This is a genomic window from Dyella humicola (genome assembly GCF_026283945.1).
GTDB classification, from domain to species: Bacteria; Pseudomonadota; Gammaproteobacteria; order Xanthomonadales; family Rhodanobacteraceae; genus Dyella; species Dyella humicola.
The window spans coordinates 399,179-418,059 of the sequence record NZ_JAPDPC010000002.1; the positions used below are offsets into that span (position 1 = coordinate 399,179).

Below are 18,881 nucleotides of genomic sequence, written 5' to 3' on the forward strand. Positions count from 1 at the left end.
AGCCAAGATGGACGCAGGCCGCATGCTCTTGCATGCTGGTCCATCCCCATTCAACCGGAGTGCCTCCATGCAATATCGACGTCTCGGAAAATCGGGCCTGCAGTTGTCCGCGCTGTCGTTTGGCGCCTGGGTCACCTTCGGCAAACAAGTGGGACGCTCGCTGGCGCGCGACTTGCTGGCGCTGGCGCACGATCGCGGCGTCAATTTCTTCGACAATGCCGAAACCTATAATCATGGCGTGGCCGAGACCCTGATGGGCGACGTACTCGCCGACCTGCGTTTTCCGCGCGACAGTTACTGCGTGTCGAGCAAGGTGTTCTTTGGCGCCGCCGAACATCCATTGCCAACCCAGCGCGGACTATCGCGCAAGCATGTAATTGAAGCCTGTCACCAAGCCTTGCATCGATTGCGCGTCGAGCATCTGGATCTGTACTTCTGCCATCGCCCCGATCCTGACACGCCGATCGAAGAGACCGTGGCGGCTATGGATACCCTGGTGCGCCAGGGCAAGGTGCTCTATTGGGGCACCAGCGAGTGGCCCGCCGAGGCGATTCTGGAAGCGCACAGGGTGGCGCGTGAAAACCATTTTTACGCACCGGTGATGGAGCAGCCGCAATACAACCTGCTGCATCGCGATCGCGTGGAGCAGGAATACGCGCCGCTCTACGACAAGTTCGGCATGGGCACCACGATCTGGTCACCGCTCGCATCGGGATTGCTGAGCGGTAAATACAACGATGGCGTGCCTGCCGATGGGCGTTTGGCGCAGCCGGGCTATGAGTGGTTGCGCGACGCGATCCTGGAGCAGGGCGGCGACAAGATCGCCAAGGTGCGTCGCCTCGCTCCGATCGCCGCCGATCTGGGCGTGTCGCTGGCGCAGCTGTCAATCGCCTGGTGTCTGGTCAATCCGCACGTGTCGACGGTGATGCTGGGGGCGAGCCGGCTGGAGCAGTTGGAACAGAATTTGGCGGCGCTGGAGGTGGTGGCGAAGTTGGATGCGGGCGTGCTCAAGCGCATCAATGAAGCGCTGCAGTGATGGGACGCTAGGCAGCAGAGGCCTTCACTTGGTGGACCGCACCCTGTGCGCGATCGCGGCGATACCACGGTCGTTGGCGGTTCACTCGGGTCCGCCTTGGCCCTCGCCCTTCGGGCAGCTGGCGCTGTGCAAATCGGCCGTCCTGCCGGATGGTCGCGCACAGGGTGCGCTCCCCCATGGAACCGATCCGTAGCGCGGACTTGCTTGCTCAATAAAGCCATGTTGCGCCCGCCCGAACGCCGAGCCCGGCCGCTCCCGCCGCCTATTCCGCGGTCACCATGCATGGCCACCGGAACAAACTCACCGCCGACACACATCGTCAGAAAAGGAGATTCCTCTGCATGAAGCCGTTCGCCATCCTCCTCTCCACATGCCTGGCCGTACTATCCACGTCATTCGCGCTTGCCGAATCACCTGAATGGACTCAGCCGCAAAAGCCCTTCCGCATCTACGGCAATTCGTACTACGTGGGCACGCGTGGACTCAGTGCGATTCTTATCGCATCGCCACAGGGACTCGTGCTGATTGACGCCCCGATGGAGCGCAATGCGCCGCAGATCGAAGCCAATATCAAAGCGCTGGGTTTTCGCGTGGCGGATATCAAGCTGATCCTCAACACGCACGCGCACTTTGACCATGCCGGTGCCATCGCCACGCTGGCGCGTGACAGCGGTGCACGCGTGGAAGCGAGCGAGGCCGGGGCGAAGGCGCTGATGTTGGGCGGAAAGGACCCGGAAGATCCGCAATTCGGTGACGCATCTCTGTTTGCGCCAGTTGCCAAGGTGACGCTGGTGCCCGATGGCGGTGTGGTGCGTGTAGGCGACGTTGCCATCACCGCGCACTACACGCCGGGCCATACGCCGGGCAGTACGACGTGGACCTGGCAGTCGTGCGATGCGGGTCGTTGCGTGAACATGGTTTATGCGGACAGCCTCTACCCCTACGGCGCGAACGGCTACCACTTCACCGACGACGCAGCGCATCCGCATCGCGTCGAGGACTATCGCCGCGGGATCGAGGCCATTGCCGCGCTGCCCTGCGACATCCTGATCACGCCTCATCCAGACCAGAGTGATTTCCTCGACAGGGTGGCGCGACGCGATGCCGGTACCAGACCCAATCCGCTCATCGACGCTAACGCCTGCCGCGCTTATGCCGAAAGCGGGCGTGCGATGCTGCAGGCACGCCTCGCCAAGGAACGAGCGGAGGCGAAGGGCGCAGGCCCGTCGGGTCATTGAACAACAGCTGGTGCGGCGAATCAGAGTGTTGACACTCAAATGCGAATCATTATCATCTGATGGCCACTTCCGACCGCGGAGTTCCATCATGACGATGCCCGTCCTGTCACCTTCTCAACGTGCTGAAGCGCCCGTCCGCCCGTTTCGCCTGCTCAGCCTCAAGCCAAGCGCTGCTCCCGACATCCCGGCGACGCGGCGCATCTCGAGCCAGCTCCTGCTGAACGGCGAGCGTGAGCTGGTGATCCAGCATCAGGGTAGCGAATACCACTTGCGGCTTACCCGCAACGACAAGCTGATCCTGACGAAATAAAACGCCGTCTCCCGAGGAGCGGTTCGCGGGCAAGGATGTCCTCTCCCCATGCCGGCTCCACCGCCGGCGCTCCACTCCAGGCCTATCGCCACGCCGTTCCCGCGGAACGCCAGCCGGGTCGCCTCCCTGCAAGGAGCAATGACAATGCTTGGCTGGCTCACTCACGCCTTCGCCGCGATGTGCCCTGCGGCCGACGCCGAATCCCTCACCCGCTATTCGGTACCGATGTCGGGGGCCGAACTGGCATCCCGACTGCCGCTGCTGGGCAGCGTGCTGTATCTGCCAGCGCCGCGTCCGGCACAGCCGGATCTGCCGGTTTTCACCGGCTGGTTGGTGGCGCGGCGCGAGCTGGCGCCGCTGTTCGATACGCGGGAACTCATGGCTGCCTGCATGATTGGCGCAGAAGGGCCACGGGAATGGATCGACTGCATGGATGCACAAGGTCGCCCCTGTGCGAGGCTGCACCTGCTGCCGGACACGGACTATCTCGCCTGGGATGCCTTGTTGGCCGAGAGCCGGCTGCTACCCGTGGCACCGCTACGTCCGGAACGACTGGTGTGCCGAGCGGCCAGCGCCACGCTGGTCCATTTTCGCCGTCGTCGCGTGGGTGCGCTCCAGCTCCTCGAGACCGTGCCGCTTGCGCAGGTGTCCGCCTTGGGAAGGGGGATCGCGAGCGGGGTGGCCAGGGCGTCTGCCGTCGAGCTTGAGCCGGCGTTGGGGTGAGGCGGCCGCGGGCGTTTGTCCGTCTGTCCGTCGATCTGTCCGCGGACAGCTGTCCGGTCCGGATGGCACGTAATAACATCTTGAAAATACACAAATAAAACATCGATTTCAGGTTGGCACGACGCTTGCTGACATAGGTCCAGGGGCCGCACTGTCCGCGGCCAGGGACACATCGATGATTCGCGACACCTCCGCTCAAGACCGACTGGTCGAGGTCAAACCCAATCGCAAACGTCGCCTGCTGTGGATCGGCGGCGGCGTGGCCGTGCTGGTGCTGATAGCGCTGTTTGCCCCGCGCATCGGTCGCCTGTTCTCGGCCGATGCCTCGGTGAGCGGTTCGCGCCTCGCTTTCGCCACGGTGCAGCGTGGTCCTTTCGTGCGCGATATCGCCGCCGAAGGCAAGGTCGTGGCGGCAGTCAGCCCGACGCTCTACGCCACCTACGGCGGCGCGGTGACGTTAAAGGTGCACGCTGGCGATGCCGTGAAGAAGGGCCAAGTGCTCGCCGCCATCGACAGCCCCGAACTCGCCAACAAGCTGGCGCAGGAGCAGAGCGCGGCCGATGCGATGCAGGTGGACTATCTGCGTGCGCAGATCGATGCGCGCAAGAAGCGCGGCGAACTGCAGAAGGCCTACGACAACGCGCAGATCGACCAGCAGGGCGCGGAGCGCGACTTGGCTCGTTATGAGAAAGCCTTCGGCCTGGGCGCCGTGCCGAGCATGAACGTGGACAAAGCCAAGGACGAGCTGCAAAAGGCCAAGATCACCATGAGCCATGCCAAGGCTGACCTGGGCACCGACAGCAACAGCCTCGAGTTCGACATCCAGTCCAAGAAGCTCGCGCATGAGCGGCAGCTGCTGCTGGTGAAGGACCTGCAACGCCAAGTGGACGACCTCAACGTGAAGTCGCCGGTGGATGGCCAGGTCGGTCAGCTGTTCATTGCCGAACGCGCCACGGTGGCCAAGGACGCCCAGCTGCTCAGCGTCATCGACCTGTCCGCGCTCGAAGTGGAGATGAAGGTGCCGGAAAGCTTTGCCCGCGATCTGGGCATCGGCATGGGCGGTGAAATCACCGGCAACGGCAACACCTGGAAGGGCCTGGTCAGCGCTATCTCGCCTGAAGTCGTCAACGGCGAAGTGGCGGCACGCTTGCGCTTCGATGGCGAGACGCCCAAGCAGCTGCGTCAAAACCAGCGTCTGTCCGTGCGCATCCTGCTCGACAAGCGCGACAACGTGCTGACCGTGCAGCGTGGTTCCTTCGTCGACGAATCGGGCGGCAGCTATGCCTATGTCGTGCGCGACGGCATTGCCGAGAAACACCCGATCCGCGTGGGTGCCAGCAGCATCGACAAGGTGGAAATTCTCGATGGCCTGAAGGAAGGCGACAACATCGTGATTTCTGGTACCGACAGCTTCAAGGGTGCCGCGCGCATCGCCATCAGCAACTAGTGAATTCTCCCTCCCCTGCGATCGAAGGGAGCCCCTTTTCGGGGTACGCAGGGGAGGGCTGGGGTGGGGTTGGGCCATGCGGCACGCCTTCACCCCCTCCCAGCCTCCCCCTGCCAGCAGGGGGAGGGGCAAAAACCACCACCGAGGAAGCACACATGCTCAAGATGACTCACCTGTCCAAGGTCTACCGCACCGAAGTGGTGGAGACCTACGCGCTGCGCGACTTCAACATCAACGTGAAAGAAGGCGAGTTTGTCGCTGTGACCGGGCCGTCCGGCTCGGGTAAGACGACCTTCCTCACCATCGCCGGCCTGCTGGAAACCTTCACCGGTGGTGAGTACCACCTGGATGGCGTCGAGGTGAGTAACCTCAACGACAACGCTCGCTCGAAGATCCGCAACGAGAAGATCGGCTTCATCTTCCAGGCGTTCAACCTGATTCCCGATCTCAACGTGTTCGACAACGTTGAAGTGCCGCTGCGATATCGCGGCATGAAGGCGGCCGAGCGCAAGCAGCGCATCATGGATGCACTCGAGCGTGTGGGCCTGGCCTCGCGCGCCAAGCATTACCCGGCTGAGCTTTCCGGTGGTCAGCAGCAGCGTGTCGCCATCGCCCGCGCGCTCGCCGGCTCGCCGCGCCTGCTGCTGGCGGACGAACCGACCGGCAACCTCGACACCCAGATGGCGCGCAGCGTGCTGGAGCTGCTCGAGGAGATCCATCGCGAAGGCGCCACCATCGTCATGGTGACGCACGATCCGGAACTGGCCGCCCGCGCGCAGCGCAACGTGCACATCATCGATGGCCAGGTCGTGGATCTGGCGGAGGACCCGCGCTTCCATCATGCGGTCAGTGCGGCTCGCGCCAACACGCCGGCCTGATCAAACGACACCCATGAGACCTCCCGCACCGACGGGAGGCCGTCATCACCACCAGGGCGGAACACGATGTTTGCTTACTATATCCAGCTTGGCCTGCGCAGCTTGCGCCGCAATCCCTTGCTGACCGCGCTGATGGTGATGGCGATCGGCTTTGGCGTGGCCGCCTCGATGACCACGTATTCGGTGTTTCGCGCCACCTCGAACAACCCGATACCCGACAAATCGTCCCAGCTGTTCGTGCCCTTGATCGACAACTGGGGGCCGGAAGATGCCGCGCAGAACAAGGGCGAGCCGCCCGAAGCCATCAGCTACACCGACGCCATGGGCTTGATGCGCGGTCACCGCGCCAAGCGCCAGACCGCGTTGTATCCGGTCGGGCCCTCGGTGATTCCTGCCGATGCCAGTCTGCTGCCGATGCGAGAAGAAAGTTACGCGGTGTACGCGGATGCATTCGCCATGTTCGACATCCCCTTCCTGTACGGCGGCGGCTGGCAGCCGGCAGATGACGACGCGCATGCGGCGACGGCGGTGATTGGACGCAAGCTCAACGACAAGCTGTTCAATGGGGCCAACAGTGTCGGTCGCGAGATCAACCTGGACGGCCGCAGCTACCGCATTACCGGCGTGATGGACACGTGGGATCCACAGCCGCTGTTCTTCGATCCCGTCAACACCTCGGGATTTGGTGATCCCATCCAATTGTTCATTCCGTTCACGCGGGCCATTGATCTGAAGATGGCCACCAACGGCAACAACAACTGCAACAAGCACGCGGGTGAAGGCTGGGACGCGTGGATCCGCTCCGAGTGTGTGTGGATCCAGTATTGGGCTGAACTGCCCGAGCAAGCCGACGCTGCAAGCTACCGTGACTATCTGCGCGGCTATGCCGCCGAACAGCAGCGAAGCGGCCGCTTCCATTGGGCGCCCAACGTGCGGCTATACAACGTCCCGCAATGGCTGGAGCACGAGAAGGTGGTGCCGCAGGAAGCCAAGGTATCGCTACTGGTGTCGCTCGGCTTCCTGCTGATCTGCCTGGTCAACACCGTCGGCCTGCTGCTGGCGAAATTCATGAAGCGCGCACCGGAAATCGGCGTGCGCCGGGCGCTGGGCGCATCGCGCAAGGAGATCTATGCGCAGTTCCTGATCGAGGCGGGCACGGTGGGTCTGGCGGGTGGCCTGCTGGGCCTGCTGCTGACGGGCGTCGGTGTGTTCGGCGTGACCCTGGTGTTCGCCCCGGACATCGCGCGACTGGCCACGCTAAATATGTCGTTGATCGCGCTGACCCTGTTGGTGGCGGTATTGGCGACGGTGCTCGCGGCGTTCTACCCCACCTGGCGTGCGGCGCAGGTACAGCCTGCCTGGCAGCTGAAATCCAACTGAGGCGATGACCATGCTGCAAATCAAGCCCATTCTCGCCGCACTCAAGCGTCATAAGGCAGGCACGATTCTGATCGCCTTGCAGATCGCGCTGACCCTCGCCATCGTCTGCAATGCGCTGTTCATCATCCAGCAACGCCTGGACCGCATCGCGCGTCCCACCGGCCTGATCGAGACGAATCTCCTGACCTTGCAGAACGGCTGGGTTGGCGTGGACGATAAGAGCACCGGTCCGCTGGTACGCGCGGACCTGCAGGCGATCCGGCAGCTGCCCGGCGTCGAGGACGCCATCGCGACCAACTCGTATCCCTTGCGCGGCGGCGGCTGGTCGACCGGCGTACGCACCAATCCGGATGCCAAGAAATCCGAGGCACATACCACGCAGTATTTCGTCGACGATCATGCCTTGGCGACGATGGGCCTGAAGCTGATCGCGGGGCGAAATTTCCGCGCCGACGAAGTTACCGAAGTCGATCCCCAGGGCGTGGTGTCGGCATCGCAGATCATCGTGACCAAGGCGCTGGCCGACAAGATGTTCCCGGATGGGTCAGGGCTGGGGAAGGTGCTGTTCGTGGACGACGGCACCAAGCCGAGCACGATCATCGGCATCGTCGAGCGGCTGGAAGTGCCGTGGAACAGCAGCTGGTCCGATGCCTTCCTTGACAATGCCGTGCTCGAGCCGTACCAGCTCACCGGCGGCTACACCTCGTACATGGTGCGCAGCAAGCCGGGTCAACTGGCGGCGATTACCAAGTCGGTGCCGGAGACGCTGTTCAAGCTCAACCGGATGCGCGTGATTCCCTCGGAACGTGGCGTGCGCACGTATGACATGGTCCGTGCGCAGGCCTACAAAAGCGATCGCGGCATGGCGATCCTGATGGGCGTGGTGTGCCTGGTGCTGCTGGCGATCACCGCAGCAGGCATCGTCGGCCTCACCAGCTTCTGGGTGGGACAGCGGCGCAAGCAGATCGGCGTGCGGCGTGCGCTGGGTGCCACGCAACGCGACATCCTCAGCTATTTCATGACCGAGAACCTGCTTATCGGCATCGCCGGCGTGGTCATCGGCGCGCTGCTGGCCGTGGGCATGAACCTGTGGCTGGTGACGCAGTTCGAGATGGCGCGGCTCTCGTTGTTGTACGTGGCGATAGGCGTCGTGGCGCTGCTGCTGCTGGGTCAGGGCGCGGTGCTTGCACCGGCCATGCGTGCTGCGCGCGTGCCGCCGGTTGAGGCGACCCGCTCGGTTTGAGGCGTTGGCGTTTTCAAGGGAGTGTTGCATGGATGGGCTGGCAAAGGCGGATGCCTGGTTTGGAACGAGGTGGTCATGAGCAGCATGTTTATCCACAACTTGCGATTGGGTGCCTTCAGCCTGCGCCGCAACCCGCTGCTGACGGCCTTGATGATCATGTCGATCGGCTTCGGCGTGGCCGCGTCGATGATAACGTTTGCGGTTTTTCGCGCCGTCTCCGGTGATCCGATTCCGCACAAGTCATCGCAGCTGTTCGTGCCGCTCATCGACAACCGTGGCCCGCAATACAACCGCAAGGGCGAACCGCCGAGCGCGCTTACCTACACTGATGCCGTGGCGTTGATGCGCGCGCACAAGGCTGAGCGCCAGACGGTGCTGTTCCCGGTGGCGATGTCCGTCATGCCGGGCGATGCGCACAGGATGCCCTTCAAGGCGATTGGCTATGCCACGTATGGCGACTTCTTCCCGATGTTCGACGTGCCGTTCCTGTATGGCAACGCCTGGGGGACGAGCGAGGACGAAGCACGCGGCGCCGTCGTGGTCATCAGTCGCGCGCTCAACCAGAAGCTTTTTGGCGGCGAGAACAGCGTGGGGCGGCGGATCATCCTGGACGACAAGGAATACCGCATCCTGGGCGTCACCAGCGATTGGGATCCCAAGCCACGCTTCTACGACATGTTCAACGACAACGCCTATGCCTCGCCGGCCCAGGTGTATATCCCGTTTACATATGCCATCGACCAGAAGATCGATACCTACGGCAACAACAACTGCGGCAGTGACGGCAAGCGCGGCGAAGACCGTGACAGCTGGTTGCGTGGCGAATGCGTCTGGATCAGTCCCTGGGTGGAGCTCGACAGCCAGGAAAAAGTGGATGCCTATAAGCAGTTTCTGCAGGGCTACGCGAACGACCAGCGCCGCGCCGGTCGCTTCAACTGGGCGCCGAACAATCGACTGCGCAACGTGAACCAATGGCTGGATTATCAGCATGCGGTGCCTCCGGAGAGTCGAATTTCGCTCTCGCTTGCGCTTGGCTTCCTGGTGATTTGTCTGGTCAATACCATTGGCCTGTTGCTGGCGAAATTCATGCGCCGTGCACCGGAGATAGGCGTCCGCCGCGCGCTGGGTGCCTCGCGTGCAGACATCTATCGTCAGTTCCTGGCCGAAGCCGGCATGGTCGGCCTTGCCGGCGGCGTGCTCGGCTTGCTGCTGACCGGCCTGGGCATGTTTGGTGTTGGCCTCGTGTTCGAGCCGCAAATCGCGCGCCTGGCCCACCTGGATATTTCCCTGGTGCTGCTGACCTTGCTGGTGGCCATCGCCGCCACCGTGCTGGCCGCGTTCTACCCCACCTGGCGAGCGGCGCAAGTACAGCCCGCCTGGCAGCTGAAATCCAACTGAGGCGAGGATCGAGCCATGCAAATCAAGCCGATTCTTTCCGCGCTGCGCCGTCACAAGGCCGGCACCTTTCTCATCGCCATGCAGATCGCATTGACGCTCGCCATCGTCTGCAATGCGTTGTTCATCATTCATCAGCGGCTGGCACACCTGTCCGAGCCCACCGGTATCGATGAACCGGATATCTTTGTTATCCAGAACGAATGGGTGGGTTCGTCCACGACCGATCAGGCGGACGCGAAAATCCTCGAAGACCTGCGCGTGCTGCGTGAGCTGTCCAGCGTGCAGGACGTCACCTCTAGCAACTCCTATCCTCTTCGCGGCGGTGGTTGGGACGATGGCATCAAGCTCAAGCCCGATCAGCTGCAGGACACCACCGGTTCCACCGTCTATTTTGCGGACGACCATTTCGTCGACACGTTGGGGTTGAAGCTGATCGCCGGCCGCAATTTCCGCGCGGAAGAAATCAGTCGCATGGATTGGCGCGATCGGTTGGGCCCGGCGCAGGTCATGGTGACCAAAGCGCTTGCCGACAAGTTGTTTCCCCAGGGCGATGCGGTGGGCAAGACCATTTACCTGGTGGGTGGCCCCACCACAATCGTGGGTGTGGTGCAGATGCTGCAGGCCCAAAGCGTCGATCGTTGGGCCGCGGATTTTGCCTATCGCTCGCTGATCGTGCCCAAGCGACTCGCCACGTCGCTGGGCGTCTTTTATATCGTGCGGGCTCGCCCCGGCCAGCTGGACGCGGCGATGCGTACCGCGCCCAAGGCGCTGTTCGAGCACAACCCAAGGCGCGTCCTGGACGACGAGGCCGGCGTGCTCAGCTTTGCCCAGGTGCGCAGCCGTGCCTACGAGCGCGATCGCGGCATGGCGATCCTGATGGGTGTGATCTGCGTCGTGCTACTGGCCATCACGGCGGCAGGCATCGTGGGTCTCACCAGCTTCTGGGTGGGGCAACGGCGCAAGCAGATCGGCGTACGGCGTGCCCTGGGTGCCACGCGTCGCGACATTCTCAACTACTTCATGACCGAGAACCTGCTGATCAGCAGTGCTGGTGCGCTGATTGGCGTCCTGCTGGCGATTGCCATCAATTTGTGGCTGGTCACGCGATTCGAGATGAATCGGCTTTCGCTGGTCTACGTGCTGGCGGGTGTGGTGATCCTGTTGTTGTTGGGGCAGGGCGCCGTGCTGGCGCCGGCGATGCGTGCATCACGGGTGCCTCCGGTAGAGGCTACGCGGTCGGTGTGACCGCGCGGAAAGTTAGCAAGCGAGGGGAAACGTATGTTTGGCTACTACCTGGATTTGGCGCTGCGCAGCCTCAGGCGCAACAAGATGCTCACCGCGTTGATGGTGCTCGCCATTGCGCTCGGCATCGGCGCCAGCATGACGACGCTGACCGTGCTCCATGTGCTGTCGGGCGACCCGATGCCTGGCAGGAGCGCGACGCTGTTCTACCCGCAGCTCGACCCGCAGGACATGGACGGTTATGAGCCAGGGAAGGAGCCGATGCAACAGGTCACCTGGATCGATGGCATGAATCTGTTGCATGCCAAGCGAGGCCTGCGTCAGGCGCTCATGACCGGCGGTGCGGTACCGGTGCAGCCGGCGCAGTCGGGCATGGACCCGTTCTACAGCGATGCGCGCTACACCTCGAACGACTTCTTCGCCATGTTCCAGGTGCCGTTCCTCTACGGGCGCGGCTGGAGCGAGGCGGATGACAATGACAAGGCGCGCGTGGTGGTCATTACCCGTACGCTCAACGAAAAGTTGTTCGCGGGCAAGGACAGCACCGGCCAGACCTTGCGCATGGGCGATACGGCCTTCCGCATCATCGGTGTGCTGGACAGCTGGCGGCCCAATCCGCATTTCTACGATATGAACATGGGCAACTATGTCGCGTCGGAAGATGTGTTCCTACCGCTTACCACGGCGCGCGAGCTGCGCTTCGATCACAACGGTTCGACCGATTGTTGGGGTACCGGCGGTGGCGATGAAGAGCATATGGAGACGGCTCCTTGCGTCTGGTTGCAGTTCTGGGTCCAGTTGAGCGGTGTCAGCGATGCAGCCACGTACAAGGAATTTCTCGTGCATTACTCGCAGGAGCAGAAGGCGATGGGGCGCTTTCAAAGGCCGCCCAATGTGCGCCTGCCCACCCTGATGGAGTGGCTGGACATCAACAAGGTCGTGCCGGGCGACGTGCGCCTGCAAACCTGGCTGGCATTCGGGTTCCTGCTGGTCTGCCTGGTCAATACGATTGGCCTGATGCTGGCCAAGTTCCTGCGCCGTTCGGGCGAACTGGGCGTGCGTCGCGCGCTGGGTGCGTCCAAGCGAGAGGTGTTTGCCCAGCTGCTGGTGGAGTCGGGTGTCATCGGCCTTGCTGGTGGCATGGGCGGCCTGCTGCTCGCGTTTCTCGGCTTGTGGCTGGTGCGCAAGCAGCCTTCCGACTACGCGGCGCTCGCGCATCTGGACATGTCGATGTTGTTGATCACCTTCCTGTTGGCCGTCGGATCGAGCCTGTTGGCCGGCCTGCTGCCCGCCTGGCGCGCCTGCCAGATCACTCCTGCGCTGCAACTGAAGAGCCAGTAAGGACAACGCCATGGACATCCTGCCGATTCTTTCGACCCTGCGCCGTCACAAGATCACCGCCTTCCTGGTGATCATCGAGATCGCGTTGACCTGCGCCATCGTGTGCAACGCGGTGTTTCTCATCAACCAGCGACTCGACCGCATGCATATGAGCAGCGGGGTGGCCGAGCACGAATTACTTGAGATCCTGTTTGCCGACATCGGCCCGAACAAGAACCAGAAAGCACGTACCGAGGAAGATCTCGCCGCATTGCGGCAGATCCCTGGCGTTCTCCAGGTGTCGTCGGCGAACCAGGTGCCGTTCGGCAATTCCTCCTGGAACGGTGGTATCAAGCTCGACCGCAACCAGCGCGTGTCGACGCTCAATGCCACGACGTACACGGGCGAGAACGTGCTGCAGACGCTGGGCACGCAACTGGTGGAAGGGCGCAACCTGCAGCCTGACGACTATATGGATTTCGACGATGTGGTGAGGGCCGCATCGGTCAAGGACGCGAAGGGCATTCCCAAGGTCACCGTCATCACCCAGAGCCTGGCGCAGCGCCTGTGGCCCGGACAGCAGCCGCTCGGCAAGGTGATCTTCTACGCCGATTACCCGATGACGGTGGTGGGCGTGGTGAAGCATCTGGTGCGGCCTGCCTTCACGGACAGTGCCACCGCGGAGTTCACCATGGTGCTGCCGATGCGCATCACCCAGGGTCTCTACATCATCCGCACCGACCCGAACAATCGTGACGCCGTGCTGAAGGCCGCCGTAGCAAAGATGAAAGCGATCAATCCGCATCGCGTCATCCTGAAGCAGCGGCCGTGGGACGAAGTGCGCGGCAACTTCTTCCAGAATGATCGCGCCATGGCCGGCTTGCTGGTAGGCGTATGCGTCGCCCTGCTGGTGGTCACCGCCTTGGGCATCGTAGGCCTGGGCAGCTTCTGGGTGGCTCAGCGCCGGCGGCAGATCGGTGTGCGGCGTGCACTCGGTGCAACGCGCAGGAACATCCTGCATTACTTCCAGACCGAGAACTTCCTGCTCGCCACCATCGGTATCGCGCTGGGCATGGTGCTCGCCTACGGCATCAACCTGATGCTGATGCTGCATTACGAGTTGCCTCGCCTGCCCGCGATCTACTTCCCGGTCGGCGCGCTGTCGTTGTGGGTGATAGGGCAGTTGGCGGTACTTGGCCCGGCTATGCGCGCGGCGGCGGTACCACCGGTGGTCGCGACGCGCTCGGTTTGACCACGGATCGCCGCCCCGCGCGGGCGGCGACCAAGGGAGGTGGGAATGTTCGGCTACTACCTGGACTTGGCCTGGCGCAGCCTGCGCCGTAACAGTGTGCTCACTGCGCTGATGGTGCTGGCGATTGCGGTGGGCATCGGCGCCAGCATGACCACCTTGACGGTGATGCATCTGCTGTCGGGTGATCCTGTGCCCACTCGCAGCGGCACGCTGTTCTATCCGCAGGTCGATCCGGATACCAGTCTACGAGAACGCAAGGACCCATCCGACGTGATGGATTATCACTCTGCCGTGGACCTGTGGCGTTCGCGGCGCGCTGACCGCCAGACCCTGGTGACCAGCGGCGAGATCAAGTTGCGTGCCGTCGACGCCCACAAGCCGCCGCTGATGATCGAGATGCTCGCGACCACGGCTGACTTCTTCCCGATGTTCGATGTGCCGTTCCAGTATGGCGGAAGCTGGCAACCCGGAGACGACGAGCAGCGGACGCGCGTGGCGGTGATCTCCGCCCAGCTCAATGACAAACTGTTCGGGGGAGCCAACAGCGTGGGCCGCACGCTGCGCTTGCGCGACAACGACGTTCGTATCGTCGGTGTGCTCAAGCCGTGGCGGCCCTCACCGCAGTTCTATCAAGTGGCCGGAGGTCGTTTCAGCAACGGCAACACGGGCGCGTTTTACAGCAAGCCAGAAGATGTCATGGTCCCCTTCTTCACCGGCATGGAGGTGGGTGATGGCAGCTTTGGCGTCTTCAACTGCTGGCGTGTCCCGGACGATCTCGCGCATCTGCAGGACGCGCCCTGCGCCTGGGTCTCGATGTGGGTGCAACTGGACAGTCCGGCCAAAGCCATCCGTTATGCCCAGTTCCTGGCCGACTACGCGGCACAGCAGAAAGGACTTGGCCGCTACACGCATGCGGACGACACGCGTCTGCCCAGCCTGATGCAGTGGCTGGACTACAACCAGGTGGTGCCCAGCGACGTGCGTCTGCAGGCCTGGCTGGCATTCGCCTTTCTGGCGGTGTGCCTGTTCAACACCGTGGGGCTGTTGCTGGCGAAGTTTTTGCGTCGCTCGGGCGAAATCGGCGTGCGTCGTGCCCTGGGCGCCAGCCGACGCGCGGTGTTTGCGCAATGCCTCGTCGAGGCAGGCATGATCGGTCTGCTCGGTGGCGCGGGCGGCTGGCTGCTGACCCTGCTTGGGCTCTGGCTGGTACGGCGTCAGCCAGCGGCCTATGCCGACTTGGTACACCTCGATCCAGCGATGTTCCTCACCACGTTCACGATGGCCATCATGGCAAGCCTGCTGGCCGGCGTGTTGCCAGCTTATCGCGCGAGTCGGGTGGCACCCGGCCTGCAATTGAAGACGTTGTAAGGAACCCGGCCATGCAGATCCGCCCCATACTTGCCGCCTTGCGTCGACACCGTTTGGCTACCGTACTGATCGCGCTGGAGATTGCCCTGGCGTGTGCGGTGCTGTGCAACGCCTGTTTTCTCATTTCGGGACGCTTGCGAGCCATGCATGTGCAAAGTGGTGTCGACGAGGCTTCGCTCGCCATCATCAAGCTGACCGGTTTCGAGGAAACACAGTCCGTCGACTTGAACGCCCGCGTGCAATCGGGCCTGGCAGGCATTGCCGGAGTGCAGTCGGCCACCCTCGTCAATACCGCGCCGTTTGGCGAGAAGGTCGGTACCGCCGGCGTGACTACCGGGCGGGAGCCTGGCCATACCCATGCCACGGTCGACTACTACCTGGGTGGCCCCGGCGCATTCCAGGCCATGGGGCTGCACGTAGTGGCGGGTCGGGCGCCGCAGCCGGATGAATATCGTGCGTTCAGCGGTTTCGTGCCGGACGAAGCCTCGGTGTTGGTGACGCGTGCATTGGCGACGCATCTGTGGCCGGGGCTGGATCCGCTGGGCAAGGAGCTCTGGTGCGACCGCCTGCATTTCCGCGTCGTGGGCGTGCTCGACCATCTGGTGCGTCCCAATCCCACGGTGTTCGCCCAGGGTACGGCCGAATGGAGCGTATTCGCTCCAGGCCTGTCGAGCCCGAGGCTTGCCGGCACCTACTTGCTGAAAGCCGACCCGACCCAATTGCCGCGAGTCATGCGCGATGCGCGTGCGGCGATCGGCAAGATCGCACCCGATGTCGTGCTGGACGAGGAATTCAGCCGTACCCTGGTCGAACTGCGTGACAGACGTTTTCGGCAGGATCGCGCCATGGCTGGCATGCTGATCGGAGTGATCCTGGCCTTGCTGCTGGTCACCGCCCTGGGCATCGTCGGCCTGGCCAGCTTCTGGGTGCAGCAGCGCCGCAAGCAGATCGGCATCCGTCGTGCCGTCGGTGCGACGCGGCGCGACATCCTGGGCTATTTTCAGACCGAGAACTTCCTTATCGTCAGCGGTGGCATCGTCATCGGCATGGTGCTGGCGTTTGCCCTGAATCTGGTGCTGATGAAGTTCTACGAACTGCCGCGCCTGCCGCTGTATTACCTGCCGTTCGGCGCGGTCTCGCTGTGGCTGCTCGGTCAGCTGGCCGTGCTTGGTCCAGCCATGCGCGCGGCGGCCGTGCCGCCGGTGGTGGCGACGCGTTCAGTTTGAACAGGGGCAAACCGGTCGCCGAACCATGCGGTCCGGCACGGGTTGTGCTGGCGCTGGCCATGGAGAATAGGGTTTATTTCAACCGGAAGGGTGTTCTCATGAAAATCGGACCGCGTATGGTCTTGGCGGGTTTGTTGATGTCGGCCGCGGGCGTGGCCAGCGTACACGCGGCGCCGCCGGCGCAGGCGACACAGGCGGACGTGGCGACGCGCGTGAAGGCGCTCAATGCCTTGCTGGCCGAGCAGTGGCAGCACAACCTGGAAAACGCGCCGGAGTTCGCCACCATCATTGGCGACCTGCGCTACAACGACCGCTGGAGCGACGCCTCGCTGGCACACGTCCAGGCCGAGTATGCGAAGAACCAGGATTTCCTGAAGCGCTTCCAGGCCATCGACACCACCGGTTTCTCCGACGACGACAAGCTGAACCAGCAGCTGATGGTGCGTCAGCTGCAGGACGCGCTCAAGGCGCATGAGCTGAAGATCGACGAGATGCCGCTGGACCAGATGAACGGCGCGCACCTCGCGCTGGCCGGCTTCGTCAGCTCCGTCCCGTTCAACAGCACCAAGGAATACGACGACTACCTGAAGCGCTTGAAGGCCGTGCCGACCTTGCTCGAGCAGGTGACCGGCGTGGCGCAGCAGGGCTTGAAGGACGGCATGATGCCGCCGAAGTACCTGCTGGAGAAGGTGGTCACCCAGATCGACAGCATCGGCAAGCCCGCTGGCATGGACAGCGTCTTCGCCGAACCGCTCAAGCACTTCCCCAAGTCGGTGTCGCCGGCAGACCAGAAGCGCCTGCATGACGCCATTCTCGCCGCCATCGATCACGACGTGCGCCCGGCCTACCAGAAGCTGGGCGAATTCGTCGCCAAGGACTACGCGCCGCATGGTCGCTCTGAACCTGGCGTGTGGCAGCTGCCGAACGGCGACGCGATCTACCGCTTCGACGTCGAGCAGATGACCACGACCAAGGAGAGCCCGGAGCGCATTCATGAGATCGGCCTCGCCGAAGTGAAGCGCATCGAAGGCGAGATGACCGAGATCGCCAAGTCGCAGGGCTACAAGGATCTGGCCAGCTTCCGCGCCGCGCTCAAGACCAACCCGAAGACGCATGCCACTTCGCGTGAGGACATTCTCAACCGCTACCGCAACTACCTGGCGGGCATGCAGCCGGAACTGCCGAAGCTGTTCGGCCTGCTGCCCAAGACCAAGGTGGAAGTGGTGCCGGTCGAGCCGTTCCGCGAGAAGGAAGCTGCCGCTGCCGAATACCACCAGGGCACGCCGGATGGTTCGCGTCCGGGCCAGATCTTCGTCAACACCGGTGACTACGCCAACCGCAGCGTGCTGACCATCGAGTCGACCGCCTACCACGAAGGCATTCCCGGCCATCACATGCAGATCTCGATCGCGCAGTCGCTGCCCAAGCTGCCGCCGTTCCGCCAGCAGGCGGGCTACAACGCGTATATCGAAGGCTGGGCACTGTATGCGGAGCAGCTGGGCAAGGAGCTGGGTTTCTACAAGGACCCGCTGTCCTACTACGGCCGTCTGTCCGACGAACTGCTGCGTGCCGACCGCCTCGTGCTGGATACCGGCGTGCACAGCAAGCACTGGACGCGCCAGCAGATGGTCGACTTCTTCCACGAGCATTCCAGCGAAGACGAGCCGGATGTGCAGGCCGAGACCGACCGTTACATCACCTGGCCGGGCCAGGCACTGGCCTACAAGATGGGCCAGCTGAAGATCGTCGAGCTGCGCGAGCACGCGAAGAAGGAACTGGGCGACAAGTTCGACATTCGCGCCTTCCACGATGAAGTGCTCGGTGGCGGCGCGCTGCCCCTGGACGTGCTCGAAACGCGCATCAATGCGTGGATCGCCGCGGTGAAGGCGGGCAAGGCGCCGGCTCATCCGGTGACCGGTTGAGCATCCGGTAAGACTGAGGTGCGCGCCGCATGAGGCGGCGCGCACTTTTCGAAGGGGGAAGGCGATGCAACGATCGATCAAGACACTGTGGTTGGTCGCGGCTTTGCTGGCGCCCGTCGCAACCGCATGGGCGGGTACCGAGTTTTCGTATCGGTCCGATAACACCTTGCGCTGGCATAGCGAGGGTCGCTACTTGCATCTCGCAACGGCCAAAGATGGCGGCGTAAACGTGCTTGGAGTCACGCCCGCATCGCTTTGGGGACTGAGCGAGGGCGAGCTGATCCTCGAGGCCGACGGCCACCCGATTCATGACGTCGCCGAGCTGATGAACACCCTCCGCGCTCACGATGCCTCGCCCATGCCGCTCAAGGTGCGACAGGCGGGCGTCGAGCGAACCGTAGTACTGGCGACCCAGGCGCATGAGCTGGTGCCCACTCCGCCACCACCCCCACCCAAGCCACCGCTTGCGCAGCCACCTCTCGCTGCCCCCGCAGTGCCGGCCGCTGCAAGCCACAGCCGCTTCGTCTATCAATCCGATAACAGTCTGCGCTGGCGTAGCGACGGCCAGCGCCTGCACCTGGTGACCGCCAGCGAAGGCGGCGTCAACGTGGTTGCGCTGACACCGGCCTCCCTGTGGGGGCTGGCCCAGGGTGATGTGATCATCGAGGCAGACGGCCAACCCGTACACGATGTGGCGGCGTTGCTAAGTCGCTTGCGCGAGCACGGCGCGTCGCCGATGCCGCTCACGGTGCGGCGCCATGGCGTCGAGCACGGCGTGGTGTTGTCCGGGCAGGCCCGCGATGGCTTGCTGCCAACCGAGCCACCACCTCCACCGGCCCCTCCAGCTCCCGCCGTTTCGCCGGGCGGTTGATGGCCGCCGCCACCGACCCGCGACGGA

Annotated in this window: 16 protein-coding genes; all 16 read left to right on the forward strand. The window is 63.4% G+C overall.

From position 1 onward, the window contains the following. The first annotated feature begins 67 nt into the window (after positions 1-67). A complete protein-coding gene (locus tag OUZ30_RS16480) occupies positions 68-1,036 on the forward strand; it encodes a potassium channel beta subunit family protein (protein WP_266183517.1) in 969 nt (322 codons plus the stop codon). A 341-nt stretch (positions 1,037-1,377) separates the two neighbouring features. Next, a complete protein-coding gene (gene bla / locus OUZ30_RS16485) occupies positions 1,378-2,274 on the forward strand; it encodes a subclass B3 metallo-beta-lactamase (protein ID WP_266183518.1) in 897 nt (298 codons plus the stop codon). 88 nt (positions 2,275-2,362) lie between these two features. Beyond that, on the forward strand, positions 2,363-2,584 hold the full coding sequence (gene hemP / locus OUZ30_RS16490; RefSeq protein WP_425601528.1) for a hemin uptake protein HemP: 222 nt from the start codon (positions 2,363-2,365) through the stop codon (positions 2,582-2,584). 144 nt (positions 2,585-2,728) lie between these two features. Further along, complete coding sequence (locus OUZ30_RS16495) at positions 2,729-3,307, forward strand: hypothetical protein (protein WP_266183519.1); 579 nt, start codon at positions 2,729-2,731, stop codon at positions 3,305-3,307. Between the two features lie 175 nt (positions 3,308-3,482). Beyond that, the gene (locus tag OUZ30_RS16500; protein WP_266183520.1) at positions 3,483-4,754 is read left to right on the forward strand and encodes an efflux RND transporter periplasmic adaptor subunit; all 1,272 of its coding nucleotides are present in this window, start codon (positions 3,483-3,485) and stop codon (positions 4,752-4,754) included. Between the two features lie 155 nt (positions 4,755-4,909). Then, positions 4,910-5,632: an ABC transporter ATP-binding protein gene (locus tag OUZ30_RS16505; RefSeq protein WP_266183521.1), complete on the forward strand. Its 723-nt coding sequence runs from the start codon at positions 4,910-4,912 to the stop codon at positions 5,630-5,632. 66 nt (positions 5,633-5,698) lie between these two features. Then, positions 5,699-7,012, forward strand: coding sequence for an ABC transporter permease (locus OUZ30_RS16510; protein WP_266183522.1), 1,314 nt, complete (start codon positions 5,699-5,701; stop codon positions 7,010-7,012). Positions 7,013-7,022: 10 nt separating this feature from the next. Beyond that, positions 7,023-8,255, forward strand: coding sequence for an ABC transporter permease (locus OUZ30_RS16515; RefSeq protein ID WP_266183523.1), 1,233 nt, complete (start codon positions 7,023-7,025; stop codon positions 8,253-8,255). 84 nt (positions 8,256-8,339) lie between these two features. After that, positions 8,340-9,653, forward strand: coding sequence for an ABC transporter permease (locus OUZ30_RS16520; RefSeq protein ID WP_266183564.1), 1,314 nt, complete (start codon positions 8,340-8,342; stop codon positions 9,651-9,653). 15 nt (positions 9,654-9,668) lie between these two features. Further along, positions 9,669-10,898, forward strand: coding sequence for an ABC transporter permease (locus tag OUZ30_RS16525; RefSeq protein WP_266183524.1), 1,230 nt, complete (start codon positions 9,669-9,671; stop codon positions 10,896-10,898). Between the two features lie 33 nt (positions 10,899-10,931). Further along, positions 10,932-12,236, forward strand: coding sequence for an ABC transporter permease (locus OUZ30_RS16530; RefSeq protein ID WP_266183525.1), 1,305 nt, complete (start codon positions 10,932-10,934; stop codon positions 12,234-12,236). Between the two features lie 10 nt (positions 12,237-12,246). Then, positions 12,247-13,467 (forward strand): ABC transporter permease, encoded by a 1,221-nt coding sequence (locus OUZ30_RS16535; RefSeq protein ID WP_266183526.1) that lies wholly within the window; start codon positions 12,247-12,249, stop codon positions 13,465-13,467. A 45-nt stretch (positions 13,468-13,512) separates the two neighbouring features. Then, positions 13,513-14,835 (forward strand): ABC transporter permease, encoded by a 1,323-nt coding sequence (locus OUZ30_RS16540; protein WP_266183527.1) that lies wholly within the window; start codon positions 13,513-13,515, stop codon positions 14,833-14,835. An 11-nt stretch (positions 14,836-14,846) separates the two neighbouring features. Beyond that, positions 14,847-16,061 carry an ABC transporter permease gene (locus OUZ30_RS16545; RefSeq protein WP_266183528.1) on the forward strand — a complete coding sequence of 405 codons (1,215 nt, stop codon included), beginning with the start codon at positions 14,847-14,849 and terminating at the stop codon, positions 16,059-16,061. Between the two features lie 98 nt (positions 16,062-16,159). Beyond that, positions 16,160-17,983 (forward strand): DUF885 domain-containing protein, encoded by a 1,824-nt coding sequence (locus tag OUZ30_RS16550; protein WP_266183529.1) that lies wholly within the window; start codon positions 16,160-16,162, stop codon positions 17,981-17,983. Between the two features lie 64 nt (positions 17,984-18,047). Beyond that, the gene (locus OUZ30_RS16555; protein WP_266183530.1) at positions 18,048-18,854 is read left to right on the forward strand and encodes a PDZ domain-containing protein; all 807 of its coding nucleotides are present in this window, start codon (positions 18,048-18,050) and stop codon (positions 18,852-18,854) included. Positions 18,855-18,881: the final 27 nt, after the last annotated feature.